We start from the raw sequence: 25,105 nt of genomic DNA, 5'->3' as shown, positions 1-25,105 counted from the left end.
CAGAGGGGGCTGTCAGAGCTGGGTGCCGGCGAGCGTGCCGATCAGGTAGGTGACGCTCATCGCCAGCAGGCCGCCGGACACGTTGCGCACGACTGCCGGCAGGCGCGGGCTGTAGCCGATGCGCGCGCTCACGAAGCCGGTCAGCGCCAGGGCGGCGACCACGCTGAGGACGGTCACCAGCACCCGGACGTCGGAGGGCACGAACGCCACGATCAGCAGCGGCAGCAGCGCGCCGATGGTGAAGGCGAGCATCGACGCCCACGCGGCGTGCCACGGGTTGGTCAGGTTGTCGGGGTCGATGCCGAACTCGATGTCGGCGTGCGCCCGCAGCGCGTCGTGCTCGGTGAGCTCGCGGGCGACCTTCTCGGCGGTCTCCGGCGACAATCCCTTCTCGACGTACATCGCGGCCAGCTCGCGCTCCTCGGTCTGCGGCATCTGCCTCAGCTCCGCGGCCTCGAGGTCGAGGATCGACTTCTCCGAGTCCCGCTGCGTGCTGACCGAGACGTACTCGCCGGCGCCCATGCTCAGGGCTCCCGCGGTCAGCGCCGCGATGCCGGCGATGACGATCGCGCTGCTGTCGTCGGTGGCACCGGCCACGCCCATCACGACGCCGGCGGTGGACACGATGCCGTCGTTGGCGCCGAGCACGGCCGCCCGCAGCCAGTTGAGCCGCGTGCCGACGTTGTCCCCGAGGTCGTCGTGGAAGTGCCTGGGGTCCTCGTCGGTCCCGATCTCCATGCTCACCCCCTGATCGTCGCTCGCAGCCGCGGGCCGTGCAACGAAGGTGAGCCTTGGCTGCGCGCCGTCGGAGGTCAGCCGAGCGCGTACGTCCCGACCACCTCGTGGCGCGGCCGGCGGCGAGGACCCTCGCCGAGGTACGACGCCACGAGCGCGACCTCGTCGAGCTCCCACTCCGGGCCCTCGTAGCCGTCGAGGAGGCGCACCCACGACGTCACGTTGTCGGGCTGTCCGAGCCGGGCGAGGGTGAGGTGCGCGCGGAAGCGCTGCCCGTCGACCCGCGCGCCGGCCTTCGCCAGCGCCGTACGACAACCGGTCGCGAGCCGGTCGAGCTCGGTGCGGCCGCCCTCGTCCGCGTCGAGCCGCGCGAAGAGCACCCGCGCCCGGTCGGGGTGCGGGAAGGCACCGCCGCCGGCCAGCCGCAGCCGGACGGGACGTCGCTTCCGCGCCGCCCGCTCGAGACGCGCCTCGAGGTCGTCGAGCGAGCGGTCGGGCACGTCCTCGGCGAAGGCGAGGGTGAGGTGCCACTGCTCCGGCACGGTCCAGCGGTACGACGCGGCGTCGCGGCGCACCGCCAGGAACTCGTCCAGGTGGGCGACGGCCTCCTCCGGCGGCACCGCCGCCACGAACATCCGGGTCACAGGCCCAGGTCGCGGCCGATCAGCATCTTCATGATCTCGTTGGAGCCCGCCCAGATCTTGGTGACGCGGGCGTCGCGCCAGGCGCGAGCGACGCGGTACTCGTTCATGTAGCCGTAGCCGCCGTGCACCTGCACGCAGTGGTCGAGCACGTCGTTCTGGACCTGCGAGGTCCACCACTTGGCCTTCGCCGCGTCGACCGGCGTCAGCTCCTTCCTGGTGTGCGCGACGACGCACTGGTCGACGAACGCCTGGGTGACGTCGACGCGGGTGACGAGGTCGGCGAGCAGGAACTGCGTGTTCTGGAACGACCCGATGGGCCGGCCGAAGGCCTGCCGGTCCTTGGCGTACTGGACCGTCTCCTCGAGGATCTGCTTGGCGTGCGCGAGGTTGGTGATCGCCGAACCGAGGCGCTCCTGCGGGAGGAACTGCATCATCGAGATGAAGCCCGTGTCGAGCGGGCCCACGAGGTCGTCGTTGCTGACCCGCACGTCCTCGAAGGACAGCTCGGCGGTGTCGGAGTCGTCCTGGCCGACCTTGTCGAGCACCCGGCCGACGCTGAAGCCCTCCAGCGTGGTGTCGACGGCGAACAGCGAGATGCCCTTGGCCTTCTTCTCCGGGCTGGTGCGGGCGGCGACGAGGACCAGGTCGGCCGAGCCGCCGTTGGTGATGAAGGTCTTCGAGCCGTTGATCACCCAGTCGTCACCGTCGCGGACGGCGGTGGTCCGGAGGTTGGCCAGGTCGGAGCCGCCGCCGGGCTCGGTCATGCCGATGGCGGTGACGAGCTCGCCGGTCGCGGCCCGCGGCAGCCAGCGTGCCTTCTGCGCGTCGTCGGTGAGGTGGACGAGGTAGGGGACCGTGATGTCGGCGTGGATGCCGACGCAGCTCGGGAGGGTCATGTTGACCTTGGCGAGCTCCTCGGTGAGGACGGCGTTGAAGCGGTAGTCGCCCGCATCCGAGCCGCCGTACTCCTCCGGGATCTCGAGGCCGAGGAAGCCCTGCTTGCCGGCGGCGAGCCAGAAGTCGCGGTCCAGGCCGTGGTTGCCGGCGTACGTCTCGAGGTGGGGGGTGACTTCTCGGTCCAGGAACTGCTTGACCGAGGCGCGGAACGCCTCGTGGTCCTCGTCGTAGATGTCGCGCTTCATGGGGCTATGTTACCCGCGAGTCACCAAGTCGTCCCCATCACCCGGAAGAGGGTCCGGGCCGCCCGGATCCGAAGTAACGTCGCGGTCGTCGGGCTCGGGACGGGGGAGGAGCGGTGATGGACGACGACGGGCTGTGGGTACGCCCGCGGGGACGCGCGTGGGGCAACGAGGCCCAACGCGCCGTGCTGCACGCCATCGCGGAGGACCTCGCGAAGCGCACGCACCACAAGGTGGTGGCGATCGAGGCGCTGCGACCCGACGGCTACCTCGAGTTCGTGGCGATCGCCGGCGACGACGCCGCGCGCGACAAGATGCTGGGCCAGGCCTCGCCGCTCGAGCTCGACCACATCCACCAGCTCGGCGTCGAGATGGCCGGGTGGCGGCACATCCCGAGCGAGCGGCTCGACGAGCAGACCCGCGCGTGGCTCGACGAGTTCGGCCACCGGCCCGACGTGCCGGCCTCGGGGCTCCCCAACGGCTGGGACCCCGACGACCAGATGGTGCGCCTGCTGCACAACGAGGACGGCGAGCTGCGCGGGCTGCTCTACCTCGACGAGCCGCTGTCGGGACTGCGTCCCACGACGGAGAGCGTGGCGGCGGTCAACGCCGAGGCGGGGGTGCTGTTCGACGCGGTGATCAGCATCGTCGAGCGCGAGCTCTACGGCGAGCAGGTGCGGATGGTCGCCCAGGCGCGGCGCGCGATCGAGAGCGTACGACCGGGGCTGGGGGTGCAGGAGCTGCTGAGCGAGCTGTCGACCGCGATGGTCGAGGCGATGGACGTGGCGACCGTCGACGTGATCGCGGTCGGGTCCGAGGTCGCCGGGATCGAGGAGGACCAGCCCCTCGTGACGGAGCTCATGCGCGCGCAGTGGGAGCGGCGCGGGCACGTCGTCGTCGAGCGCCAGCGGACCTGGAGCATGCAGGAGGAGTCCATCGCGACCCCGCCGTCGCTCACCCGCCTGCTCGACACGCACGATCTCGGATCGGGGCTGCTGGTGCCGATCGGCGCCGGGGAGGAGTACCTCGGCACGCTGTCGATGGGGCGGGCGCCGGACGCGCCGCGCTGGAACGCCTCCGAGATCAACGCGGCCACGACGGTCGCCTCCGACCTCGCCCGGCTGCTGCTCGAGGCGCGCCTGGTGGAGCGCGAGCGAACGCTCCACGCCGAACTCCGTGCCGTGAGCGACTACCGCCGCGACATGGTCCTCACGCTCGCCCACGAGCTGCGCAACCCCGTCAGCGTCCTGTTCTCGCACCTCGAGCTGCTGGGCCTCGAGACGCACTCGGAGGAGTCGACCCACTCGCTCGAGGCGCTCGACCGGGCGGCGCGCCGCATCGAGGACATGGTCGCGGACCTGATGACCCTGGCCTCGGTCAGCGACCCCGACGGAGCCGCCGCGACGGGCGAGGTGGACCTGTCGGCGCTGGTCCAGGAGACCAGCGACTTCCTCGCCCCCACCGCGTCGCGGGCCGGCGTCGAGATGACGACCGTCGTGGCGGACGGCCTGGTCGTGACCGGCGATCCGGCCGGGCTGCAGCGGATGGTGTCGAACCTGCTGGCCAACGGCGTGAAGTACACCCCCGAGGGAGGACGGGTCGCGATGGGCGTCGAGCAGGGGTCGGTGGACGGGGTTGCCGGCGTCCTGATCACGTGCACCGACACCGGCATCGGGATCGCTGCCGACGAGGTCGACAAGGTCTTCGCGCCCTTCTTCCGCTCGAGCAGCCCCGAGGCGCGCAAGCGCCCGGGGACCGGTCTGGGCCTGGCGATCATCGAGCGGGTCGTGACCGGGCACGACGGGACCGTCGAGGTCGAGTCGGTGCTCGGCGAGGGGACGACCTTCACCGTCTGGCTGCCCGTCGGGGGCACGCGCGCACCGCGCTGACACGTCGTCGGACGGGAACAGTTCGTCTACAGCGCGGGCCACAACCGGCGAAAACGGTCCGGCGCCCCCCGCTGCGCGCCTACGATCCAAGTGGCGGTGGGGAGGGCGAAACGCCATGGAGCAGGTGCGGACCGGGGAGCGCAGGACGCGCGACCTCAGCTGGGGCGACGCGCGGGCGCGCGCGCTGATGCACGCCCTGGCCCGTGACGCCGCCACCCGCGCGGGCTTCCGCGTCTGCGCCATCGAGGTGGTCCGTCCCAAGGGCCTGCTCGAGTTCGTCGCGATCCACGGCGACCCGTCCAGCGCCGAGGAGCGCCTCGGCACGGCGTCGCGACTGTCCGACATGCAGCTCGTCTTCGCCCAGGGCGAGGAGCACGGCCACTTCCTCTGGATCCCGAACGAGTCCCTGACCGAGGAGATCCGCGAGCGCATCGACGGCGTCGTCGTCGTCCCCGACGTCGCCGCTACCGGCGTGCCGGGCGACTGGCACCCGATGGACATGCTCGTCGCCCGGATCTCCGACGAGCGGGGCGACCTGCGAGCGCTGCTCTACCTCGACGTCCCGGACGACCTCGCCCGACCCGACGCCGCACGGATCCTCGAGATCAGCGACGAGCTCGCCACGATCCTGCGCTCGGTCCTCACGGTCGTGGAGCGCGAGGAGTACGCCGACCACATGCGGGTCATCCGGGCCACCCGCCGGCTCGCGCGCTCGAACCCCGCCCGCCACGACGTCAACCACCTGCTCCGCGAGGCGCGCTCGACCCTGCTCGGGGCGCTGTCCGTCGACGAGCTGGAGATCCGGGTCTTCCTCGACGAGGACGCCGACGCCACCGACAGCCTCGGCCTCCGGATCGCACCGGACGTCCGGCGAGCCCTCGACGAGGCGGCCGCGCGTGCGTGGGCCCACCAGCGGGTCCTCATCATCGAGCCCGGGCACGTGTGGGGCGACCCCGACCTCGCGGCGTACGCCGACTGGTTCACGACGGCCCTCGACAAGGTCGGCTTCGAGGCCGTCGTCGTCGCGCCGGTGGGCGTCGACGACGAGGTGCTCGGCATGCTCATGTGCGCGCGGCGCACCGGGTCGCGCCGCTGGACCGACGGCGAGGGCGTCGCGGCGCTGGAGCTCGGCCACGACCTGGGCCGTGCGATCGCCAACGCCCGGGCGACCCAGCGCGAGCGCCGCCTGCTGGAGGAGCTGCGCGAGCTCGAGGTCGCGCGGCACTGGTTCCTCCGCGAGCTGACCCACGAGATCAACAACCCGATGACGGTCATCGCCGCCAACGCCGAGTTCCTCGCGACGAGCAGGACCATCGAGGAGCGCGACCAGAGGCGCGCCCAGGCCATCCTGCGCGCGAGCGAGCGGCTGGGCGACCTGCTGCAGGGGCTGTCGATGCTGTCGCAGGTGAGCGACCCGCAGCAGCCCCCGGCCATGCAGCAGGTCGACCTCGTGCAGGTCGTCGAGGAGACGCTCGCGGCGATGGCCGCCGTGGCCGAGCGCTCGGGCATCACGCTGCACCTCGTCGGCGACCTCGACGAGGCCGTCGTCCTGGGCGACCCGCGGGAGATCGCCAGCGCCGTCTCCAACCTCGTGGACAACGCGGTGAAGTACTCCGACGCCGGTCACGAGGTGTGGATCGGCGTGGAGCGCCGGCCCGACGGCGGGCTGTCGTTCGCGTGCGACGACGAGGGGCTCGGCATCTCCGAGGCCGACCAGGCCAACCTCTTCGCCCCGCTGTTCCGCTCGACCAACGAGGCGGCGCTCATGCGGCCCGGGACGGGCCTCGGGCTCGGCATCGTGCGGGAGATCATGCACCGCCACGGCGGCAGCATCGAGGTCGAGTCGACCCTCGGTCGCGGCACCCGCGTCCGCCTGCACTTCCGGCCGTTCGTGCCCCGGGGCGACGCAGGGACCTGACGGCGTCAGGGACGCAGGACGTCCTTGCGGGCTGGGGCCTCCACCTCGACGTCCTGGTCGAACTCGGAGAACGCGAGGGTGCCGCCGTCCTGGGTGGCCGTGGACTCGATCCTCATCACGTGGTGGGGAGCCTCGCTGCGCACCCAGACCATCTCGTCGTGCGCTCCGCCCGGCGACGCGCTGAGCTGGACCACCGTCTGCCCGTCGACGCTGCTCTCCTCGCCGACGGTGGTGGGGACGTCCTCGCTGTCGCCCCCCGGCCCGTCGAAGTCGACGACCCGGAAGGTCTTCAGCAGCTTGTCGAAGTCGCAGAGGGACGCGGCAGCCTTGCCCTCGACCGGGAGCCACGAGCGGCTCAGTCGCTGGAGCGCCGTCCGGTGGAGCCGGCCGCCGCCCAGGCGGTTGAACGCGCCGGCCTCGCCCTTGACCCACGCGCGGTCACCGATGCGGCGTACGTCGAGGTGGCTGCCGCCGATCCGGAGGGTCCCGGTGCAGCGGTCGTCGCGGTCGAGGCTGAGGTCGACGAAGTACTGCTCGCCCTTGTCGCGGACCTGGCCGGTCATCCGCAGGCTCGACACGTCCTGCATCGCGTCGCCGGCGGCAGCGATGATCGCCTCGCCGTCCTGCTTGGCGAAGTCGCTGGTGGTCAGGTCGTCGTAGACGCTGCAGCCACTGAGTGCGGTCAGCGTGACGGCCGCCGCCACGGCGTGGATCGTTCGCATGGTGTCCCCTCGTCCTGAGCCGGACGATCACACCACGGCCCGCCCAGCGGCGCAGGCGAACGGGGAAGTCAGCCGAGCAGCTCCTCGACCCACGCGGGCACGAGGCGGGTGGCCGGCCCCTGCCGGGACTCGGCGAAGTCGGTGGCGCCGGCGCTGGGCTCGAGGTTGAGCTCGAGCGTCGCGCCGCGGGCCCAGTGGACGAACGCCGCAGCCGGGTAGACGACGCCCGAGGTGCCGATCGACACGAACAGGTCGCACTCCTCCAGCGCCTCCTCGACGAGGTCCATGCCGTAGGGGATCTCGCCGAACCACACGATGTCGGGCCGCAGTGCTGGCCTCCCGCACGCGGGGCAGGCCGGCGCCTCGGCGAGCGGGCCGTGCCACTCGTGCCGCTCGTCGCAGCCCGTGCACCAGGCGGACCGCAGCCGCCCGTGGATGTGGTGCACCCGCCGGGAGCCGGCGCGCTCGTGGAGGTCGTCGACGTTCTGGGTCACGACCAGCAGGTCGTCGCCGAGGGCGTCCTCGAGGCGTACGAGCGCGTGGTGCGCGGCGTTGGGCTCGACCCCGGACAGGCCCGCCCGCCGCGCGTCGTAGAACCGCTGCACGAGGCCCGGGTCGTCGGCGTACGCCTCCGGCGTGGCGACCTGCATCGGGTCGTGCCCCTCCCACAGCCCACCCGCGTCGCGGAACGTGGTGAGACCGCTCTCGGCGGAGATCCCGGCACCGGTCAGCACGACGATCCGCATGGCCCCAGTCCTACCAGCCGACCACCCGTAGGGGTGCGGGTCGGGTGGAGGTGAGGTGCCCACTCGGGTAGACAGGCCGCCATGACTGACGTGGGAGGGACGTCGGACGCTGTCGCGTTCGTCGGTGAGTGGGACGGTCCGGTCGTGGCGACCTCGGTGCACGCGGGTCACCAGCTGCGGCCCGAGATCGCCGAGGCGATGGTGCTCGACGAGGCCGAGCGCTTCCGCGAGGAGGACCCGTACACCGACCGGCTCGCCGCCGTCGTCCCCGACCGGGTGGTGACCAACCGATCCCGCTTCGAGGCCGACCTGAACCGGCCCCGGCGTGAGGCGGTCTACCGCAAGCCCGACGACTGCTGGGGGCTCGACGTGTGGCGCGACGGCGAGCTCTCCGACGAGCTCTTCCACGGCAGCCTGGAGACCTACGACGCGTTCTACGACGCCCTCGCGCCACGGCTCGACGCGCTGGCGGAGCGCGGCCCGTTCGTCCTGCTCGACGTCCACTCATACAACCACCGGCGCGACGGAGCCGACGAGCCGCCGGCGCCGGCGTCGGAGAACCCCGAGGTCAACGTCGGGACCGGCAGCGTCGACGACGACCTCTTCGGCCCGCTCGTGGAGCGGTTCGTCGGCGACCTGCGTGACACCTCGCTCGGCTGCGGGCCGATCGATGCGCGCGAGAACGTCGCCTTCGAGGGCCGCAACCTCGCCTGGTGGGTCCACGACCGCTACCCGCGGGTGGGATGCGTGCTGGCGCTCGAGTTCAAGAAGACCTTCATGGACGAGTGGACCGGCGAGCTGCACGCCGACCGCTTCCGCCGCGCGCAGGTCGGGCTCGCCGCGGCGCTGCCGGGCCTGCACATCGAGCTCGAGAAGCTGCGGTGACCGAGGGCGACGACCCAGCGCGGCCGGGCGACGGGCTCAGCGCCGCCGACCTGGCCGTCGACCACCGTCTGGCGCTGCTCGCCCAGAGCTTCCGCTTCCTGCTCGACATCACGCCCGTCGACGCCGACGACCTGCGCGAGGACTTCCTGGCGGGTCGCGAGCCGGAGCCGCCGTTCACCTACCGCGAGCTCGAGACCGACCCGGCCGTCGTGCGCGCCGAGCTCGACGACATCGACCTCGCCGCCGTCGAGGACCCGGTCCTCGGCCAGCTCCTGCGCGCCAAGCACCGCGAGATGGAGCTGCAGCTCGACATGCTGGAGGCGCGCGACACCGAGGACTTCCTGCCGTTGAGCGTGGAGCTGTACGGCGGGGTGTCGCCGTCGCTGCGCACGCAGGCCGAGGCGCTGCTCGCCGGCATCACCCGCACCGAGCCCACCGACGAGGCGCTCGACGCCGAGGCGTTCCTCGAGCTCGCCGAGGCCGAGATCGCGCGCTACCGCGACCAGGACCCCGACCTCGACATGCACGCCGAGATCCGGTCCGACGTCAACGGCGTGATGGTCTCGGGCGACGTGCTCCTGATCGGCCCGGAGACCAAGGTCCAGCAGGCGCGTGCGCAGGCGCTGCTGCACCACGAGGTCGGCACGCACCTGGTGACACAGGCCAACGGCAGCCGCCAGCCCATCAAGGTGATGGGCGTGGGTCTCGCCGGCTACGACGAGACGCAGGAGGGTCTCGCCGTCCTCGCCGAGATCGCCTGCGGCGGCCTCACCGCCTTCCGCCTGCGCCAGCTCGCGAGCCGGGTCGTCACCGTGCACCGCCTCGTCGCCGGGGCGACGTTCGCCGAGGCCCACGAAGCGCTCGTCGCCGACGACTTCCCCAGCGGCAGCGCGTGGACCACCGTGATGCGGGTCTACCGCTCCGGTGGGATGACCAAGGACGCGATCTACCTGCGCGGGCTCGTCGAGCTGCTCGAGCACCTCGGCTCGGGCGGCTCGCTCGACCGGCTGTGGCTCGGCAAGTTCTCGCTCCGCGACCTGCCGCTGATCGGCGACCTCGAGTCCCGCGGCCTGCTGCGACCGCCCCGCGTCCTGCCCCGATACCTGCACGACCCGGCCACGCACGACAACCTCGCCCGCGCGGCCGGCACCGAAGATCTCAGCACACTCCTGGAGGGACCCGCATGAAGATCGGATTCGTCGTCAACGACATCGAGACGGAGAAGGCGGAGTACACGACCAACCGCCTCGCGCTGGCCGCGAAGGAGATGGGCCACGAGGCCTGGTACATGGGCATCGGCGACTTCGCCTACGAGCCCGACGGGTCGTTGAGCACCAAGGCGCGCGCCGGCCACGCCAAGTCGTACCGCTCCCTCGAGCGCCACCTCGCCGACGTGCAGAAACCCGACGTGGAGCAGCTCATCGGGATGGACGAGTTCGACGTGGTGATGCTGCGCAACGACCCCGCCGACGACGCCGAGACCGACCCGTGGCGCAACAACGCGGGCGTGGCGTTCGGGCAGCTGATCGCCTCGAGCGGGGTGCTCGTGGTCAACGACCCGACGAGCCTCGCCAACGCGCTGTCGAAGGCGTACTTCCAGCACTTCCCCGAGATCGTCCGCCCCCGCACCCTGATCTCGCGCGACGAGGACATGATCGAGGAGTTCATCTCCGACCTCGGCGGCAAGGCGGTCCTCAAGCCGCTGCAGGGGTCCGGGGGCGCGGGCGTGTTCCTCGTCGACCGCAAGGAGGCGCCCAACCTCAAGCAGATCATCGAGGCCATCTCGCGCGACGGCTACGTCGTCGCCCAGGAGTACCTCCCCGAGGCGGCCAAGGGTGACGTCCGGATGTTCGTGATGAACGGCCAGCCGCTCATGGTCGACGGCGAGTACGCCGCCTTCCGGCGCACGCCGTCCACCAAGGACATCCGCTCCAACATGTCGGCCGGCGGCAAGGCCGAGAAGGTCAAGGTCACCGACGACATGCTCGAGATGGTCGAGGTGGTCCGCCCCAAGCTGGTCGCCGACGGGATGTTCCTCGTCGGCCTCGACATCGTCGGCGACAAGCTGATGGAGATCAACGTCTTCAGCCCGGGCGGCCTCGGCAGCGCCCACGGCCTCTACGAGGTGAACTTCGCGCCCGCGATCATCGCCGAGCTCGAGCGCAAGGTGAACATCCGCAAGCACTACCCGGAGATCGACAACACGAGCCTGGCGACGAGCTGAGGGACCTCGCTCAGTAGTACCAGGGGTAGGGCGACCAGTCGGGCTCGCGCTTCTCGAGGAACTGGTCGCGTCCCTCCTGGGCCTCGTCGGTCATGTATGCGAGGCGGGTCGTCTCCCCGGCGAAGAGCTGCTGGCCGACGAGCCCGTCGTCGAGCAGGTTGAAGGAGTACTTCAGCATCCGCTGGGCGGTCGGCGACTTGCCGTTGATCTTCCGGCCCCAGTCGAGGGCGACCTTCTCGAGGTCGGCGTGCTCGACGACCCGGTTGACCGCACCCATCCGGTGCATGTCCTCGGCGTCGTACTCGTCGGCGAGGAAGAAGATCTCGCGGGCGAACTTCTGCCCGACCTGGCGGGCGAGGTAGGCCGAGCCGTAGCCGCCGTCGAAGGAGCCGACGTCGGCGTCGGTCTGCTTGAAGCGGGCGTGCTCGCGGCTGGCGAGGGTCAGGTCGGCCACGACGTGCAGGCTGTGCCCGCCGCCGGCCGCCCAGCCGGGGACGACGCAGATGACGACCTTGGGCATGAAACGGATCAGCCGCTGGCACTCGAGGATGTGGAGGCGGGCGAGCCTCGCCTTGTCGATGGGGCTCGGCTCCTCCGCGCCGGTGTCGCCGGCGCCGGCGGAGGTGTCCTCGTACTGGTAGCCGGCCCGGCCGCGGATGCGCTGGTCACCGCCCGTGCAGAAGGCCCACTTGCCGTTCTTCGCGCTCGGTCCGTTGCCGGTCAGGATCACGCAGCCGACGTCGGCCGACGTGCGCGCGTGCTCGAGCGTGCGCAGCAGCTCGTCGACCGTGTGCGGCCGGAACGCGTTGAGCACGTCGGGCCGGTCGAAGGCGATCCGGACCGTGCCGTGCTCGCGGGCGCGGTGGTAGGTCAGGTCGGTGAGGTCGTCGAAGCCGGGCACGGCGTCCCAGGCCTCGGGGTCGAAGATCTCGCTCACACCCGCGATCGCACTCATGCGCGTACTCGCTTCGCTCCGTGCGCGCATGAGGCACTGGGCACGCTGCGTCTGATGTCTCGCTCGCTGCGCTCACTCATGTGGCGGAGGCTATCCGTGCGGGTGTGGAAGAGGCACAGCCGGCGTGGTGTTGTGGCGCGCATGGCACTGAATGGAACCTATGTCCCGAGCAAGGCCGAGTGGGTGCGCAAGCAGGTGGAGGAGTACGAGGCCACCGGCGGTGAGAGGGCCAACACGCTGCCCGGCACGAAGTACCCGATCGTCGTCATCACGTCCGTCGGCGCGAAGTCGGGAAACCTCCGCAAGAACCCGGTGATGCGGGTGGAGCGGGACGGCGCCTACCTGGCGGTCGCCTCCAAGGGCGGGGCCCCGGACAACCCCGAGTGGTACTACAACTTCGTCGCCCACCCCGAGGTCGAACTGCAGGACGGCGCGGAGCGGCACCTCTACAAGGCACGCATCCTGGAGGGCGACGAGCGCGCCGACTGGTGGGAGCACGCCGTCGCCACGTGGCCGACGTACGCCTCCTACCAGGAGAAGACCGACCGGCAGATCCCGCTCTTCCTCCTCGAGCGCGCCTGACTCAGCCCGGCTGCGGCGGGGCCGGGTCGGCCCCCGGCCGCGCACCGGTCCGGACCTGCTGTCGCGCACGACCGGTTGGCCCCACAATGACGCCGTGACGACCACCCTGCCGACGCGTTCGGCCTTCGACGAGCCCGTCGACAACCCGCCTGCGCGCTGGGTCGGCGCGCTGGTGCTGCTCAACCTCGGCGTGATGGCCGGGTGGTTCGGGCCCATCCAGGTGCTGCTCGCGCAGCAGGCCGAGCGGATCGCCGCCGCCGAGCCCGGCGGCATGAGCAAGGAGGCGCTGCTCGCGGTCGTCCTGTTCAGCGGCGCCGCGGTGTCGATGGTGGCCAACCCGGTGTGGGGCGCGTTCAGCGACCGTACGCGCTCGCGCCTGGGTCGCCGGGTGCCGTGGGTCCTCGGCGGGGTGGTGCTCGGCGCCGCGTCGCTGCTGCTGCTCTCGGTCGCCACGACCGCCGTGTGGATGGTCATCGCCTGGAGCCTCGTGCAGCTCGCGCTCAACGCCGCGTGGGCCGGGGGTGTCGCGGCCGTGCCCGACCAGGTGCCCGTCGAGCGCCGCGGCCTCATCGGCGGCCTCGTCGCCATCGCCGGCACCGTCGGCGTGCTCCTCGGCATCAAGATCGCGGAGGTCACCGGCTCGATCGCGCAGGGCTACCTGACGATCTCCGTCGTCATGCTGCTGCTCTCGGTGCCGTACCTCCTCGGCTCCCGCGACCTCGCGCTGCCGGCCGACCACCCGCTCGACCCGCTGGACTGGAGGCGGCTGGTCCGCTCGTTCTGGGTGTCGCCGCGCGAGCACCCCGACTTCGCCTGGGCGTGGCTGACCCGGCTGCTCGTCAACCTCGGCAACTGGATCGCGCTCAACTACCTCTACTACTTCCTCACCGACGGCCTCGGGTTCGGCGACGACGACGCCACCGCGAAGCTCGGCACGCTCGTGCTGATCTACGGCGTGTGCACGGTCGCCACCACGGTCGTCGTCGGTCACTGGAGCGACCGCGTGGGCCGTCGCAAGGTCTTCGTGATCGGGTCCGGGGTGCTGATCGGAGCGAGCTCGCTCGTGCTCGGCCTGTGGCAGGACTGGCCCGGCGCGCTGCTGGCCGCCGTCGTGCTGGGGGCGGGTTTCGGCGTCTACCAGGCGGTCGACTTCGCGCTCATCACCCAGGTCCTGCCCGGTGCCGGGGACCGGGCCAAGGACCTCGGCGTCATCAACATCGCCTCCGCGCTGCCGCAGGTGCTCGCTCCCGCGATCGCCGGCCTCATCCTGGTCGTCGTGCGCGAGCTCGGCGGCCCGGTCGCCACCCAGGGCGACGGCTGGTCGCTCGGCTACGGCGTCGTCTACCTCGTCGGCTTCGTCCTCTGCGTCCTCGGCTCGGTGTTCGTGACCCGCATCAAGTCCGTTGCCTGATCCCGCCGACCGGGCACTTCCTCGCGCTACGAGGCGCTGACCGGGCACTTCCTCGCGCTAAGACGCGCTGACCGGGCGCTTCCTCGCGCTCAGTGGCTGATGGTCATCGCGAGGCCGACGAGGTGCTCGAGGCGCGCGAGCTCGGAGTCGAGGAACTCCGGACCCCCGCGACGACCCATCAGGACGAGGTCGTCCCCGAAGGGTGCGGCGCACTCGACATAGACGTCGTCACCGGGCAGGCGGGTCGGCGCCTGCACCCGCTCGATGTCGTACGCCGACGGGGCGGCGTCGGTGGCGTGGACGACCGTGGCGCCCACGCCGTCGGTGCCGGGCGTGACGCGGGCGGCCCAGTCGACGCGGAAGGCGACGGGCAGCAGGTCGACCAGGCGGTCGCGGGCGGACCTCGGGTCCTCGGTGAGGGCCTCGACCACCTCGAGGTCGAGGAAGAGGTTGCCCCCGGCGGCGTAGCGGTTGATCCAGAGCACGCTCACGCCGTCGAGCACGCTGCAGGCCGAGACGACGGAGTCGGGCATGGTGCCGGGTGCCATCTCGAGGAGCACGTCGTCGACGGCGAAGCCGTCGCGCTTCTCGACGATCTCGATGGCGTCGATGTCGCCGCCGGCCTCACCGATGGCGCTCGCGACGCGACCCAGCGACCCGGGGACGTCCGGGAGCTCGACGCGCATCAGGTAGGGCATGCAAGGAGGCTAGCGGTGATCTGTGTCGTCGGCGTTTCAGGTGCGCGTCGGCGGGACGGTGCCGGCGCCCGGCCGGGGAGCCGCGGCGAGGCGTACGGCGAGCCCGCTCGCGCGCTGCGCACGACGGCCGATCGCCGCCCGGATCGCCGCCTCGGACCCCACCACCCGCACCTGCGAGCGCGCCCGCGTGACCGCGGTGTAGAAGAGCTCGCGCGACAGCAGCCGGGAGTCCTCGTCGGGCAGTAGCACGGTGACGACGTCGGCCTGCGACCCCTGGGACTTGTGGATCGTCATCGCGTGCATCGTCTCGACGTCGCCGAGCCGCGAGGTGGCGAGGTCGCGGGGGCCGTCGCTGGCGGCGATCACCGCGCGCGGTCCGGCCGGCGTCAGCACGACCACGCCGCTGTCGCCGTTGTAGACGCCGAGCTGGTGGTCGTTGGCGGTGACCAGCAGCGGCCGGCCGACGTAGGCCCGCTCGTGGAGCGGGTCGCCGGTGACGGCGGTGAGCCAGTGCTCGATGCGACGGTTCCAGTGGCGTACGCCGAAGGGGCCGTCGCGGTGGGCGCAGATCAGGCGGTGGCGGTCGAGGGCGGCGAGGGCGCCGGCGACGTCGCCCCGCTCGGCGGCGTCACGGACGGCGAGGGCGGCGTCGAGCGCGGTCGTGCGGATGCGGGGCGCGGGGTCGGCGTCGTCGACCCACTCCACCTCGTCGTGCCCCGCCGACAGGACCGCCATGGCGCCGTCGGCGTCGCCGGTGCGCAACGCCTCTGCCAAGGCGCGGATCTCCGGCCCGAAGCGGTGCGTCGACCGGAGGGCCGCGACCGGGGAGTCGGCGCGGCCGTGGAACCCGCGGACCACGTCGCTCAGCACGGCGCCGGCCTCGACGGATGAGAGCTGGTGGGGGTCGCCCACCAGCACGAGCCGGGCGTCGGGGCGCACGGCCTCGAGCAGCCGCGCCATCTGGGTGAGCGACACCATCGACGACTCGTCCACGACGACCACGTCGTGGGGGAGCCGGTTGCCGCGGTGGTGGCGGAAGCGGGTGGAGTTGCCCGGGTCGGGTCGCAGCAGCCGGTGCAGGGTCGAGGCCGTCACACCGGCGAGGCGGACGCGGTCGGCCTCCTCGAACGCCTCCGCCTCCTGGTGCACCGCCTGCTGCAGGCGGGCCGCCGCCTTGCCGGTCGGGGCGGCCAGCGCGATCCGGAGCCCGTCCGGGTGCTGGTCGAGCAGCCCGACGAGCAGGGACGCGACGGCGGTGGTCTTGCCGGTGCCCGGGCCGCCGGTGAGCACCGTGGTCCACTGCCCGGCCGCGGCGAGGCAGGCCGCGACCTGCTCGTCGTAGGACGGGCGCGGGCGGCCGGCGGCGACGGCGGCCGCCTGCATCGCGGTCACGACGCGCTCGAGCGAGGCGCGCATCAGCGCGGGGTCGTGGTCGGGCGTGGTGGCGGCGCGCGACAGCAGGTCGTCGACGACCTGGGTCTCCTGCTCGTGGTAGCGGTCGAGGTAGAGGAGGTCGTTGTCCCAGCGGACCATGCCCGTCGCCACCAGCGTGCTGGCGGCGACGGCGACCGACCACTCCTCGGCCTCGGGCCAGGGCAGGTCGGGCGGGTCGGCCACGGTCGCGAGGTCGACGCAGACCGACCCGCCGCGCACCGCGCGCACGGCCAGGGCGACCGCGAGCAGCACCCGCTCGTCGCTCTCGCGCCCCAGTCGGCCGAGGGCGCTCGCGACGTGTACGTCGGCGCTCGTCAGCACGCCCGCGGCGTTGAACGCCCCGAGCAGCCCGGTGGCGCCGAGCGCGAGGCGCGCGTCGGTGGCGTCGACCGGCTCGAAGAGGTCTGTCATTTGCGGGGTCCCCGCGGCGTTGTTTGGGGGAGCGAAGCGGAGGAGAAGAACGTTGTGGGGTGCTCAGTCATGGCGCCACCCCGTCCAGGAGGTCGGAGAGCGCGGTCACCAGGGCGACCGGCGGCTCCCACGAGAACACCCCGCACGGCCGGCCGTCCACGAGCGGCGTCGCGGGCCCGCACATGCCGCGCAGGTAGAGGTAGAGCACCCCGCCGAGGTGCTGACGGGGGTCGTAGCCCGGCAGCCGCCAGCGCAGGTAGCGGTGCAGGACGACGGTGTAGAGCAGTGCCTGGAGCGGGTAGTCGGAGTGGCCCATCGCCTCGTCGAGGACGGCCGGTCGGTAGTCCCAGGCCGTTGCCGGTGCGGCGCGGTCACCGAGCCAGTTGGTCTTGTAGTCGATGGTGAGGTAGCGGGTGCGGCCGTCGACCGGCACCCTCACGACGACGTCGATGGACCCGGTGAGGTAGCCGAGCAGCCGCTGGCCGGCGAGGTCGGCGTCGCCCTCGAGCGTGGCGGCGAACGCCAGCAGCGGGTCGCCGTCGGGGAGGTGCTCGCGCAGCAGCGGTGCGAGGTCGCCCAGCACGACGGAGGCCGCGTCGCGCGCCGCCGCGAGGTCGCCACCGGACAGGGGCACCTCGAAGTCGAGCTCGCGCAGCCGGTCGGGGATCCGGATGTCGCGCAGGGTCAGGCCGCCCGCGAGCGGGCCCAGGGGGGAGTCGCAGACCGCGACGAGGGCGTCGGCCAGCTCCTCGGCGTCGACCTCGACCGCCCACCAGGCGCGGTGCTCCTCGACCTGCGCCAGCAGCTCGGCGCGGAGGTCGGGCGCGGACGGGTCGGCATGCTCGAGGACCTCGTGCACGAGGGAGCCGAACTCCGCACCGACGGGCAGGTCGGCCATGGGTGACGGCACCGCGGCGAGCTCGAGGTCGGGATCGGGCGCGGGCGCGTCGTCGATCGGCTCGAGGTCGGCGTCGTCGAGGTCGGGCGGGTCGTCGGGCTCGGAGAGCACCCGGTCGGGCGCACCGGCATGGGGCGCACCGGCGGCGGCGAGCGCGGAGTAGGAGGTGCGGCGCCAGTCGGTGTCGACCTCGCGGTCGAAGGTCCGCACGGCCAGGGTGGGCAGGTCGCGCTGGATGGGTGTCGTGTCGACCGGGACGAGCGCCGCCACCTCGGGCTGCGGACCCCCGGCCGCCTTCCAGCGACCGAGGATGTCGACGAGCTCGTCGTCGCCGACGACCGGCTGCTCGTCGTTCACGCGGGCGTGACCCGGTGCGCGGCCGAACAGCATGCGGTGGAGCGGCGCGGACGCGGTGTTGTTGGCGGTCGGGCAGTACCAGGCGACCACCTGCGACTGCGCCCGGGTGAGGGCGACGTAGAGCAGCCGGAGCGACTCGCCCGCGTCCTCGTGGCGGCTGGCGGCGACAGCCGCGTCGCGCCACCGGCTCGTCCCGCCGACGTCGCGGCAGCGCTCGCCGTCGGAGTCGTGGAAGAGGGGGACGTCGTCGTCGCGCACCCACCGGTCCCACAGCGTCGGGAGGTAGACGACGGGATACTCCAGGCCCTTGCTGCCGTGGATCGTCACCAGCTGCACCGCGGCGGCGTCGGAGTCGAGCCGCCGGGTGCGCTCGGAGGCGACCTCGATCTTGTCGTCGGCCACCTGCGTGCGGAGCCAGCCGAGCAGCCCGACCACGCCGAGGCGCTCGCTCACGGTCACCTTGTGCAGGGCCTCGCCCACGTGGCGGAGGTCGGTCAGGGTGCGCTCTCCGCCGACCCGCCCGAGCACCCGGGCGGTGAGGCCGTCGAGCACGGCGCTCTCGAGCACCGCGGCGACGCCGCGGGCGGCGAAGACGTCGGCGAGCCGGCGCACGTGCTCGCTCAGCGCGTCGGTCGGGTCGGGCTCCGCCTGGAGGTCGTCGGCGGTGCGCCCGAAGAAGTCGGTGAGCGCGGCCGCGCGCACCCGGTCGGCGCGGTGGGGCTGCTCGAGCGCCTCGAGCAGGGTGAGCCACTGGGTGGCCGCTGCGGTCTTGAAGACCGACCCGCCGGCGTTGAGCACCGCAGGTACGCCGACGGCGGCGAGGGCCTCCTGCGCGGCGAGCAGGTCGGCACGGCGGGCGGCGAGGACCGCGACGTCCTTGGGCTCGACTAGCCGCGCGTCGTCGCCCGCGCCGACCGTCGCGCCACTGGTCAGCAGCCGCTTGACGTCGGCGGCGAGGTCGGTGAGGACGTGCTCGCGCCAGTCGCCGATGCGCGGCCGCCGCCGGCCGAGCTCCTCGTGGCGCACCACCCGCAGCCGGAAGGGGGGCCCGGCGCCCTGCAGGCGGGACGCGGCGTGGTGGGCGCTCACCGGGTGGACGGCAATGCGCTCGTCGCCGAGGGCGGCGCCCTCGACCAGCACCTGGAGGGAGTCGAGCAGCGGCTGGTCGGCACGCCAGTTGACGCCGAGCGTCTGCCGGGTCGTCGCCTGCTCGGCCGCGTCGAGGTAGGTGACGATGTCACCGCCGCGGAAGGCGTAGATCGCCTGCTTGGGGTCGCCGATGAGCACGAGCGTGGCGACGCCGTGGAAGGCCCGCTCGAAGACCTGCCACTGCACGGGGTCGGTGTCCTGGAACTCGTCGATCAGCGCGACCTTCCACCGCTGGCGCATCCGGGCGCGGGCGGGCGCGTCGTCGTCGGCCAGCGCGTCGGCGAGCTGGCCGAGGAGGTCGTCGTAGGAGAGCACGCCGAGCCGGCGCTTGCGTCGGTCGATCTCGTCGAGCACGTCGCACGCGAACCGGACGCGCGCGGCGGCCTGGCCGTCGGGGTCCTCGGCGAGCGCCTCCTGCGGCGCCACCCGGGCGCGCGGGTCGCCCACCACGGCCCGGGCGATGCCGAGGGCGTCCTCGCGGGTCCACGCGGCCTGCTGCTCGTGGGCGAAGAGGCGGAGGTAGCGGTCGTCGGTGACCTCGGTGGTCAGCTGCTCGAGGTCCTCCACCAGGACGGCGCCGGTGTCGGTGTCGCCGGCGACGCCGAGGCTGCGCAGGACGAGCTGGCAGAACTGGTGGATGGTGGCGATCGTGGCGGCGTCGAACGACGTCAGCGCATCGGTGAGGCGTCCGAGACGCACGGCCCGCTCGGCGTCGTCGGCGTCGAGGAGCCAGTCGTGCAGCCGGTTGGCCGGGTCGGCGGACGTCGGGTCGGCGAGCACGGCCGCGGCGTCGTCGAGCTGGCGGCGTACGCGGTCGCGCAGCTCCTGGCTGGCCGCCCGGGTGAAGGTGACGACGAGCATCTCCTCCAGCGTGGCGACGCCCTCGACGAGGTAGCGCGTGACCAGCGCGGCGATCGTCCAGGTCTTGCCGGTGCCGGCGCTGGCCTCGAGCAGCGTCGTCCCCGTGGGCAGCGGTCCGCAGATGTCGAAGGTGTCCATGACGGTCAGCTCGGTCACGTCAGATCCCCCGCACCAGCTCGGTGGCCAGCAGCGGCGACCAGACGCGCAGCGCGTAGTGGCCCAGGCGGTGCGGCGCACGGCCGTCGTCGTCCTCGTCGGCGAGCAGCGGCGCCGCGAGCAGGTCGTAGGGGGCGTGCTCGCCCCAGGCCCGCACGTGCCACTGGTCGCCGTCCTCCTTGGGGAAGCCGGTCTCGTTGAACCGCGGCGTCACCCACTCGGCGCGTGCCTTGGCGTCGGGGTCGGCCTGGCTCCCCCCGCCGGAGCGCTCGGCGATCGCGAACTCCTCGGCGAAGGCCAGGCTGGTCCGCACCGGCAGCGGCAGCGGCTCGCGCTGCCCGCGCTCCATCACGGCGACGAGGTCGCGCAGGTGGGTGCGGGCCGCGTCGTCGGGCATCGGCGAGACCAGCGCGCGTCGACCGGAGCGGCCCCAGCGACCGATGGTGTGGGCGGTCCAGTTCTCGTCGGGGTGGCCGGCCGCGAGGGCGAGTGCGTCGAGCCACGCCGCCAGCCGGTGCTTCGCGCCGAGGCTGGAGTAGCTCACCGAGACGAGGTTGTTGCCGAAGACGCTGCCGACCGTGCCGGTCAGCCGACGGTCCCCGAGGTCGATGTCGACGTCGAGCGTGCGCGCGGGCCCGGTGCGCAGGGGGACCGCGGCCTCCACGAGCGGGCGGACCCGCTGCACGATCTCGGTGAGCATGGCGGACCCGAGGTCCTCGGGGGGCAGCAGCCCGCGCAGCTGCTCGGCCAGCATCGCGGACTGCGGGTCGCCGCCGCTGAGGACGTCGCGCACCAGCCGGTCGCCGACGTCCCACTTCTCCAGTCCGTCGAGGGTGATCGGGATGGCGTCCTTGGTCTCGTCGACGTCGTAGGGCGTGGTGATGCGCAGCCGCTGGCGCAGGAAGCTGCGCACCGGGTGGGCGAAGAAGTCGTGGAGGTCGGCGAGGGTCACCTCCCGCACGGGCTCGGGCGCCGGCAGGGGACCGGGCACGAGCGCCCGGGGTGCGGGCCGAGGTGCGCGCGCCGCCCGGGCACCGGCGAGGGCCGTGCGGTCGAAGGAGAACGGCCGGTCGAGGGCCCCGACCAGGGCGCCGGCGGTCAGGTTGGCCTCGTCGAAGGGCTGGAGCGGGTGGTGCACGAGCACGTCGTCGCGCACGGGCGCGCTGCTGGTGCGGTCGAGCGCGTCGAGGAGCTCGCCGAGCGGCACGGCGGGCGGCTTGTCGTCGTTGGTGTGCTCACCGCGCCCCGCGTAGGTCACGACGAGGGTCTCGGTGGCTGCCCCGATCGCGTCGAGGAGCAGCTGCCGGTCCTCCGAGCGGATGTCGCGCTCGCCGGTCATGGGCCGACGGGCCAGGACGTCGTCCCCGTCGACCGCCTCGAGGCGGGGGAAGACGCCGTCGTCGAGCCCGACCAGGCACACGACCCGGTGCGGCACCGAGCGCATCGGGACCATCGTGCAGACGGTCAGGGTGCCGGTGCGGAAGTTGCTCCGCGTCGGCCGTCCGCGCAGCCGGTGGCGCAGCAGCGCGCGTACGTCGGCGTGGCGCAGGCGGGTCTCGTGGTCGCCGACGCCGGCCGAGATGCGGGCCAGCTCGCGGTCGAACTGCGCCACGCGCCACGCGTCGTCGGACCCGCTGAGGGTGAGCCCGTGCACCGCGCGGCCGAGGGCGGTCGTCCAGTCGGCCACGGACGCCGCGTCCGCGGCCGCCCGCACGAAGGTGTGCAGCCGGTCGACCATCTCGGCGAAGCTGCCGACGAGGTCGAGGTGGCCGTCGCCGACGTCGTCGAGGGGGAGCGTGTCGCGCACGAACCGGTGCCCCTCGCCCGACATCGCCGCGCCCAGGAGCACGCGCTGCAGGCCCGTGAGCCAGGTGTTGGCGTCGAGGTCGAGCCCGAACGCGGCGCGGTGCTCGCGGTCGTAGCCCCAGCGGATGGCCGCCTGGTCGACCCACCGGGCCATCCGCTCGAGGTGGTCGTCGGTGAAGCCGAACCGGGCCCGCACCGGCTCTGTCGCGGCGAGGTCGAGGACGGCGGTGGCCGTCATCCGCCCGGCCGCCAGCTCGACGAGGTCGGCAGCGACGCCGAGGAGCGGGTTGGTCGCCCCCGGCGACCGGTCGGCGAGGCGGACGCGCAGGCGGTGGGCCGGGTGCCCGACGTCCTCGCGTGCGACGTCGGCCAGGCCGAAGCCGGCCGAGATCAGCGGGGCATAGGTCTCGATGTCGGGGCACATCACGAGGATGTCGCGCGGCTCGAGCGTCGGGTCGTCCTCGAGGAGCCCGACCAGCACCTCGCGCAGCACGTCGACCTGGCGCGCCGTCCCGTGGCACGCGTGCACCTGCACCGACAGGTCGGCCGGCGCGCGCACGCGGCTGGCGAGCTCGGCCGCGGCAGGCACCCGGTTGGCGCGGAGGTCGGCCTGCAGCCAGCCGAGCAGGGTGGACGGGTCGGCGGGGTCGGCGGGGTGCTGCTCGGCGGGGAGGTCGCCGAGGGTGCGGCGCAGCTCGCGGGAGTCGCGGCCGAGGGAGGCGAGGAGGGGGTGCCCGACGAGGTCGGCCGACCGGTCGTCGCCGCGCGGCACCGGCCCCGCCTCGGCCGTCGGCGCCAGCCTCTCCCAGAGCGCGGGGGAGGGCTGTGGCAGCCACAGGTGGACCTCACGGTGCTCACCGAGGGCGCGCAGCAGCTCGACCTCGGTCACGGGCAGGCGGGTGTGGCCGAACAGGGAGAGCCGGCCGGGCAGGTCGAGGCCGTCGGCGCCGTCGCGCAGCTGCGCCATCGTCGTGGCGTGGCGCAGGTCGGGGGCGGGCGCCTCGACGCGGGCCACGAGACGGCGCCAGAGCTCGGCCTGCCAGCGCAGGTCGGGGTCGAGCGGACCGCCGGCTCCGTCGGTGTCGTCGCCGGCGCGCCAGTCGCGGACGAGCTGCGGACGCTGGACGGCGTAGGAGGAGAACAGGCCGGCGAGCCGCCGCGCGACGGCGTAGCGGCGGGCTGATCGGTCGTCGGCGGGGTCGCCGCCCCCGAGGTGGCGGGTGAGGTCGTCGAAGCCGGGGGCGTGCATCGCCTCGTCGACCACCTCCAGCAGGGGCCACGCCAGCCGGTCGGGGCTCCAGGGGTCCTCGGCGTCGCGGTCGAGCAGCATCGACACCAGCGAGTGGGGCGTCACGAAGTCGACGCCGGCGCACACCCCGTCGCCGCCGCGAGGCCCCACGCCGAGCCGGTGCGAGAGCCGCTGGGTCAGCCACCGTTCGACGCCCCGAGCCGGCACGACGACGACCTCCCGGGCGAACGGGTCGGGGAGCGGGGTGACCAGCAGGTCCGCGAGGCCGTCGGCGAGCGCGTCGGTGCGCTCGGCGGTGTGGAGGTGCAGGGTCACGGCGCCACCCTATGAGCGGCGACCGACACCCGCGCGGGTGACGCGGGCCGCTGTGGACGGACCGGTCAGCGGGAGAGCAGGTGGACGACCAGCACCAGCAGCGGCGATGAGCCATGATCGGGGGGTGCGCAGCCTGTCCCTCGTCGCGGTGGCGCTGGTGGGCGCCCTCGCCCTTGCGGCCTGCGAGGAGGACCAGGCCCCGCCCGAGCGCCTGGAGATGACCTGGGCCCAGCACACGCTGCCCCCGCACCCCGGCGCGCCCGGTCGTACGGTCGTGCGCGACGCCGTCGAGTGCGGGGACGGCTGGTGGGTCGCCGGGGCGGTGTTCCTCGACCGGCCGACCGAGACGCGCGACACCCGGCCGGCGCTCTGGTTCTCCGCCGACCGGGAGCAGTGGGAGCCGGTGCCGATCGACACGCACACCTACTGGGGCCGTCGGGCCATCCTCAACTCGATCGCCTGCTCACGCGGCCGGATCGCCGTCGTGGGCGCCCGGTCCGGCGGGGCGCACGGCAACCCGCGCGTCACGACCTTCTGGCTGGACGGCGACACGCTGGTCGACGTCCGCACCGTGTTCACCCAGTACGGCGGCGTCAGCGCGACGAACGTCGGTCCGATCGCGGGAGGCCCGACCGGCTGGCTGATCACGGGCAACCGGACCTCGGGCCCGGGCGTGTGGTTCACCGACGACCCGCGCGGGTTCACCCTCGTCGAGGCCGAGCCGGGCCTGACCGACGACGGTGACCTGGAGTCGCTCGCGCAGGGCGCGGGGTGGACCGGTGAGGAGTGGCTGGTGGTGGGCGCCGGGGCCCGTACCGGCCGGCACCTCGAGCCGGACCCGCTCGCGTGGACCTCGCCCGACGGACTGACCTGGACGCCGGAGGAGATGCCCTCGACCGAGGGTGCGCAGGACGCGCACCGGGTGACGCGGCTCGACGACGGGACGGTGGTCGCCGTGGGCCGCAGCAACGACGCGTACGCCGCCTGGGTGCGCGACGACGACGGCAGCTGGCAGGACCCGGTGACGTTCGGCTCGATCGCGGACGCGTGGCGCGGCGCGCCCTACGTCGCCTCGCTCGCCACCACGACGGTCGGGGTGCTCGCGAGCGTCAGCACCGGAGACCACTACGAGCTGTGGCACACCAGCGACGGCCGGGAGTGGCAGCAGGTCGACGTGCCCGTCGAACCACAGACCGCCGGCGACCACACGCTGATGGTGGCCGCCGGCGGCGAGGTGCTGGTCGTCGCCGACGCGGGCGACGGCGGGCACGTGTGGGCAGGATCGCCCGTCAGCTCTTGAAGGCGTCCTTGATCTTCTCGCCGGCCTGCTTGATGTTGGCGCCGGCCTGGTCGCCACGGCCCTCGGCCTCGAGCTGCTCGTCGTCGGTCGCCTTGCCGGTGGCTTCCTTGGCCTTGCCCTTGAGCTCGTCGGTCTTGTTGTCGAACTTGTCGTCCAGACCCATCGTCGTTCCTCCTGTGGTGAGGTGGTGTGAGGTCGGTGCGGACCAGGTGGTCCCCGACCTCCAACCTGCCACGGGGGTGGTGGCTCACCACACCCGTTCGGGTGGACCGGGCCGGAGGTGTGCGCCGGCCCACCCGGGGTCGTCGGCCGCGATCGCGGAAGGGTCAGGACGATCGCAGCGACGCGGGGGAGGAGCCGTTCGTGCCCCCGATCTGGGGACGCGGGCTCGCGGGAGGCGGGGTGTGCTCGATCTCGTCCGCTCGGAGCATGTCCATCCGCCAGATGACGGCACAGCCGACGATCGCGACGAGGATGGCGGCGGTGCTGATGAGGATCACGCTGACCATGGGAGTCTCCTGACGTCCGGGGTGGGTGGTGCGACAAAACCTCTACATACCTGTATAAGTTATCTGAGCAGGTCTGACAAGACCGTCAGGCCGACTTTCCGAGGGAGAATCA

The 25,105-nt window shown here is 73.1% G+C and carries 20 protein-coding genes; 8 read left to right on the top strand and 12 right to left on the bottom strand.

The window, feature by feature from the left end; genetic code table 11:
• Positions 1 to 12 precede the first annotated feature (12 nt).
• The 3 genes from NYO98_RS17035 to NYO98_RS17025 all read right to left on the bottom strand — a co-directional run bounded on the left by NYO98_RS17035 (position 13) and on the right by NYO98_RS17025 (position 2,521).
• Positions 13 to 738: a VIT1/CCC1 transporter family protein gene (locus NYO98_RS17035; protein ID WP_268112942.1), complete on the bottom strand. Its 726-nt coding sequence runs from the start codon at positions 736 to 738 to the stop codon at positions 13 to 15.
• Positions 739 to 812: 74 nt separating this feature from the next.
• The gene (gene thpR / locus NYO98_RS17030) at positions 813 to 1,370 is read right to left on the bottom strand and encodes an RNA 2',3'-cyclic phosphodiesterase (protein WP_268113540.1); all 558 of its coding nucleotides are present in this window, start codon (positions 1,368 to 1,370) and stop codon (positions 813 to 815) included.
• A gap of 5 nt (positions 1,371 to 1,375) precedes the next feature.
• A complete protein-coding gene (locus NYO98_RS17025) occupies positions 1,376 to 2,521 on the bottom strand; it encodes an acyl-CoA dehydrogenase family protein (RefSeq protein ID WP_268112941.1) in 1,146 nt (381 codons plus the stop codon).
• 116 nt (positions 2,522 to 2,637) lie between these two features.
• Between NYO98_RS17025 and NYO98_RS17020 the strand changes: the two genes are divergently transcribed.
• A complete protein-coding gene (locus NYO98_RS17020; protein ID WP_268112940.1) occupies positions 2,638 to 4,407 on the top strand; it encodes a sensor histidine kinase in 1,770 nt (589 codons plus the stop codon).
• A 115-nt stretch (positions 4,408 to 4,522) separates the two neighbouring features.
• Positions 4,523 to 6,325 carry a sensor histidine kinase gene (locus tag NYO98_RS17015; protein WP_268112939.1) on the top strand — a complete coding sequence of 601 codons (1,803 nt, stop codon included), beginning with the start codon at positions 4,523 to 4,525 and terminating at the stop codon, positions 6,323 to 6,325.
• 5 nt (positions 6,326 to 6,330) lie between these two features.
• Here NYO98_RS17015 and NYO98_RS17010 read toward each other — a convergent pair whose 3' ends face one another.
• Together NYO98_RS17010 and NYO98_RS17005 are read right to left on the bottom strand one after the other, a co-directional pair.
• Positions 6,331 to 7,047 carry a LolA-like protein gene (locus tag NYO98_RS17010; RefSeq protein ID WP_268112938.1) on the bottom strand — a complete coding sequence of 239 codons (717 nt, stop codon included), beginning with the start codon at positions 7,045 to 7,047 and terminating at the stop codon, positions 6,331 to 6,333.
• Between the two features lie 68 nt (positions 7,048 to 7,115).
• The gene (locus NYO98_RS17005) at positions 7,116 to 7,793 is read right to left on the bottom strand and encodes an NAD-dependent deacylase (RefSeq protein WP_268112937.1); all 678 of its coding nucleotides are present in this window, start codon (positions 7,791 to 7,793) and stop codon (positions 7,116 to 7,118) included.
• Positions 7,794 to 7,874: 81 nt separating this feature from the next.
• Between NYO98_RS17005 and NYO98_RS17000 the strand changes: the two genes are divergently transcribed.
• Genes NYO98_RS17000 through NYO98_RS16990 form a run of 3 tightly spaced genes read left to right on the top strand, consistent with a single transcriptional unit; the run spans position 7,875 to position 10,902 of the window.
• Entirely contained in the window at positions 7,875 to 8,678 is an 804-nt protein-coding gene (locus NYO98_RS17000; protein ID WP_268112936.1) for an N-formylglutamate amidohydrolase, read from the top strand.
• A complete protein-coding gene (locus tag NYO98_RS16995) occupies positions 8,675 to 9,865 on the top strand; it encodes a flavohemoglobin expression-modulating QEGLA motif protein (RefSeq protein WP_268112935.1) in 1,191 nt (396 codons plus the stop codon). Before NYO98_RS17000 ends, NYO98_RS16995 begins: the two co-directional genes overlap by 4 nt.
• Positions 9,862 to 10,902 carry a glutathione synthetase gene (locus NYO98_RS16990; RefSeq protein WP_268112934.1) on the top strand — a complete coding sequence of 347 codons (1,041 nt, stop codon included), beginning with the start codon at positions 9,862 to 9,864 and terminating at the stop codon, positions 10,900 to 10,902. Before NYO98_RS16995 ends, NYO98_RS16990 begins: the two co-directional genes overlap by 4 nt.
• 10 nt (positions 10,903 to 10,912) lie before the next feature.
• On the opposite strand, the gene NYO98_RS16985 is transcribed toward NYO98_RS16990, so the two are convergent.
• Entirely contained in the window at positions 10,913 to 11,857 is a 945-nt protein-coding gene (locus NYO98_RS16985) for a 1,4-dihydroxy-2-naphthoyl-CoA synthase (protein ID WP_268112933.1), read from the bottom strand.
• A 141-nt stretch (positions 11,858 to 11,998) separates the two neighbouring features.
• Here NYO98_RS16985 and NYO98_RS16980 point away from each other — a divergent pair, with 141 nt between their 5' ends.
• Both NYO98_RS16980 and NYO98_RS16975 read left to right on the top strand, forming a co-directional pair.
• The gene (locus NYO98_RS16980) at positions 11,999 to 12,439 is read left to right on the top strand and encodes a nitroreductase family deazaflavin-dependent oxidoreductase (protein ID WP_268112932.1); all 441 of its coding nucleotides are present in this window, start codon (positions 11,999 to 12,001) and stop codon (positions 12,437 to 12,439) included.
• A gap of 94 nt (positions 12,440 to 12,533) precedes the next feature.
• Complete coding sequence (locus NYO98_RS16975; protein ID WP_268112931.1) at positions 12,534 to 13,850, top strand: MFS transporter; 1,317 nt, start codon at positions 12,534 to 12,536, stop codon at positions 13,848 to 13,850.
• An 89-nt stretch (positions 13,851 to 13,939) separates the two neighbouring features.
• On the opposite strand, the gene NYO98_RS16970 is transcribed toward NYO98_RS16975, so the two are convergent.
• The 4 genes from NYO98_RS16970 to recC all read right to left on the bottom strand — a co-directional run bounded on the left by NYO98_RS16970 (position 13,940) and on the right by recC (position 23,184).
• Positions 13,940 to 14,548 carry an ACT domain-containing protein gene (locus NYO98_RS16970; protein ID WP_268112930.1) on the bottom strand — a complete coding sequence of 203 codons (609 nt, stop codon included), beginning with the start codon at positions 14,546 to 14,548 and terminating at the stop codon, positions 13,940 to 13,942.
• A 36-nt stretch (positions 14,549 to 14,584) separates the two neighbouring features.
• Positions 14,585 to 16,393, bottom strand: coding sequence for an exodeoxyribonuclease V subunit alpha (gene recD / locus NYO98_RS16965; RefSeq protein WP_268112929.1), 1,809 nt, complete (start codon positions 16,391 to 16,393; stop codon positions 14,585 to 14,587).
• Between the two features lie 67 nt (positions 16,394 to 16,460).
• Entirely contained in the window at positions 16,461 to 19,814 is a 3,354-nt protein-coding gene (locus tag NYO98_RS16960) for a UvrD-helicase domain-containing protein (RefSeq protein WP_268112928.1), read from the bottom strand.
• Between the two features lies 1 nt (position 19,815).
• Complete coding sequence (recC, locus tag NYO98_RS16955) at positions 19,816 to 23,184, bottom strand: exodeoxyribonuclease V subunit gamma (RefSeq protein WP_268112927.1); 3,369 nt, start codon at positions 23,182 to 23,184, stop codon at positions 19,816 to 19,818.
• A 124-nt stretch (positions 23,185 to 23,308) separates the two neighbouring features.
• Between recC and NYO98_RS16950 the strand changes: the two genes are divergently transcribed.
• On the top strand, positions 23,309 to 24,484 hold the full coding sequence (locus NYO98_RS16950; RefSeq protein ID WP_268112926.1) for a hypothetical protein: 1,176 nt from the start codon (positions 23,309 to 23,311) through the stop codon (positions 24,482 to 24,484).
• Here NYO98_RS16950 and NYO98_RS16945 read toward each other — a convergent pair.
• On the bottom strand, positions 24,474 to 24,647 hold the full coding sequence (locus tag NYO98_RS16945; RefSeq protein WP_268112925.1) for a CsbD family protein: 174 nt from the start codon (positions 24,645 to 24,647) through the stop codon (positions 24,474 to 24,476). The two genes, NYO98_RS16950 and NYO98_RS16945, sit on opposite strands and share 11 nt — an antisense overlap.
• Positions 24,648 to 24,810: 163 nt before the next feature.
• Positions 24,811 to 24,993, bottom strand: coding sequence for a hypothetical protein (locus NYO98_RS16940; protein WP_268112924.1), 183 nt, complete (start codon positions 24,991 to 24,993; stop codon positions 24,811 to 24,813).
• Between the last annotated feature and the right edge of the window lie 112 nt (positions 24,994 to 25,105).

It is taken from the genome of Nocardioides pini, from assembly GCF_026712185.1.
GTDB lineage: Bacteria > Actinomycetota > Actinomycetes > Propionibacteriales > Nocardioidaceae > Nocardioides > Nocardioides pini.
This window is presented reverse-complemented; position numbering and strand designations above follow the sequence as displayed.